Raw genomic sequence first — 2,414 nt, 5'->3', positions numbered from 1 at the left:
AGGCCGGAGCGGCGGCGCTGGCCGTGATCCCGACCGCCCGGCTGCTGGCCTTCGGCCATGTCGGCGACGGCAACATCCATTTCAACCTGGCCCAGCCGAAGGAGGGCGTGACGGCCGAGGCCTTCCTGGCCCGGTCCAAGGACGTCTATCGCGCCGTGCACGACGTGGTGGCGGCGCTGGGCGGCAGCATCAGCGCCGAGCACGGCATCGGCCAGATGAAGCGTGCCGAGCTGGCCCATTACGCGCCGCCCGCCGAGCTGCGGCTGATGCGGGCGGTGAAGCAGGCCATCGATCCCCGGGGCATCATGAATCCGGGGAAGCTTCTGGCCTAGAGGATCGGGCAGAATCTGGCTCTTCTCCAGGCCAGAGGTTTCGGCTTCCCTGTCGCGACGGCCCGGCATCCCCGGGTCCTCGGGACAGCGGGGCAGAGCATTGGCGCAACGTGATTGGGACATCGGCACCGATATCGGCGGCACCTTCACCGATATCGTCGCCCTGCACCGGCTGACCGACGAGCGCCGCCTCGCCAAGGTGCCCTCCCGCCCCGCTGCCCCGGTGCGGGCCATGCTCGAGGCCCTCGCGGCGGTTGGCCTGGCCGAGCCCGATGTGCGCCGCTTCGTCCATGGCACCACCCGGGTGACCAACGCCCTGGTCGAGGGCCGCCTGCCGCGCACCGCCCTCGTTGCCACCGCCGGCTTCGAGGATGTGCTGGAGATCGGCCGCTACCGCCGCCAGGAGCTCTACCGCCTCGACGTGCCGCCCAAGGCGCCGCCGCTGGTGCCGCCCGAACTCTGCTTCGGTCTGCGCGAGCGCATCGGCCCCGACGGTGCCGTGCAGCTGGCTCTGGAGCAGGCGGAGATCGACCGCCTGGCCGCCTGGCTGGAGGGGCGCGGCGTGCAGAGCCTGGCCGTCTGCCTGCTGCATTCCTACGCCAACCCGGCGCATGAACGCCTGCTGGCCGAGCGCCTGGCCGGCCTGGTCCCGCATCTCTCCCTGTCGCACGAGGTCAATCCGGAAGCCCGCGAATACGAGCGGGCGTCTTCCACCGCCTTCAACGCCGCCGCCATGCCCATCGCCGTCGAATACCTGTCGGAGCTGGAAGAAAGACTGCCGATCGGAGCGGGGCTGCAGGTCTTCCATTCGGCCGGCGCCATGGTGCCGGTGCCGGCGGTGAAGCGCCGCCCGCTGGTCATGGCCATGTCGGGCCCGGCCGCCGGCGTCGCCGCCTCGGCCCGCATCGCCCAGCGGCTGGGCCGGCCGCGGGTGCTGACCTTCGACATGGGCGGCACCACCACGGATGTCTGCCTGATCGTCGACGGTGCTGCCGAGATGGCCGATACCCGCATGATCGGCGGCCGCCCGCTGCGCCAGCCGATGCTCGCGGTGCATTCCATCGGTGCCGGCGGCGGCTCGATCGTCCGCCTCGGCCCGGGCGGGCTGAGCGTCGGTCCGGACAGCGCCGGTTCCGAGCCGGGCCCTGCCTGCTACGGCCGCGGCGGCCGGCTCCCCACCATCACCGACGCCAATGCCGTGCTCGGCTACCTGGATCCGGCGGCGAAGCTGGGGGATGCCATCCAGCTGGACGTCGCCGCCGCCCGCGCCGTCATCGCGCCGATCGCCGAGGCGCTGTCGATGGGCGTCGAGGAGGCCGCACTTGGCATCGTCAAGGTGGCGAACGCCGCCATGGCCCGGGCGCTGCGCCGCGTCACGGTCGAGCGCGGCGTCGATGGCCGCGACTGCAGCCTTCTGGCCTTCGGCGGCGGCGGGCCGATGCATGCGGTGGGCCTGGCCGAGACCTATGGCCTGTCGGAGATCATCGTGCCCGCAGCCTCCAGCGCCTTTTCCGCGCTGGGATGTCTTGCCGCCGATCTCAGCTTCCTGCAGCAGCGGACGCTGCGCCTGCCGCTGCAAGGCTTCGACGCCGGGCTCTTCGCGGCCCGACTGGCGGAACTGGAAGCCGAGGCCACCGCCCCGCTGCTGGCCAACGGCGTGGCGCCCGGGGAGATCGGCATCGAGCGCGTCGCGCTGATGCGCTATGCCGCGCAGAGCGACGCTCTCCCCGTGCCCTTCGCGCCGCCCTTGTCGCCGGAGGCCCTGACCGAAGACTTCCACCGCCGTCACAAGGCGCTGTTCGGCTATGCCACCGGCGAGGCCTGTGTCATCGAATCCCTGCGTGTCGAGGCTCGCCGCCCGACCGGGATGGCGCCGCCCCGCGCCGAGGCGCCGGGAACGCCCCGCCCGCCGCGGTCGCGCGACTGCATGTTTGCCGGCCATGGCCGCGTCGTCACCGCCATCCTGGCCCGCACGGGCTTGCGAAGTCCCGTGCAGGGCCCGGCCATCATCGAGGATGCCTGGTCGACGGTCGTTCTGCCGCCCGGCTGGCAGGCGGCGCCCGATCCTGAGGGAAATCTTCT

2 protein-coding genes are annotated in these 2,414 nt (G+C 72.4%); both read left to right on the top strand.

Annotated features, from left to right (window positions below; genetic code table 11):
- The coding region (locus BKE38_RS29145) for an FAD-binding oxidoreductase (protein ID WP_278247659.1) at nucleotides 1-332 on the top strand (332 nt) is incomplete at its 5' end.
- 100 nt (nucleotides 333-432) lie between these two features.
- Nucleotides 433-2,414 (top strand): hydantoinase/oxoprolinase family protein (locus tag BKE38_RS29140; RefSeq protein WP_076960604.1); only part of this gene is annotated, 1,982 nt, incomplete at its 3' end.

It is taken from the genome of Teichococcus deserti (assembly GCF_001982615.1).
GTDB lineage: Bacteria > Pseudomonadota > Alphaproteobacteria > Acetobacterales > Acetobacteraceae > Pseudoroseomonas > Pseudoroseomonas deserti.
The sequence above is the reverse complement of the archived record's forward strand: the minus strand, read 5'-3'. Positions and strand labels throughout refer to the sequence as shown.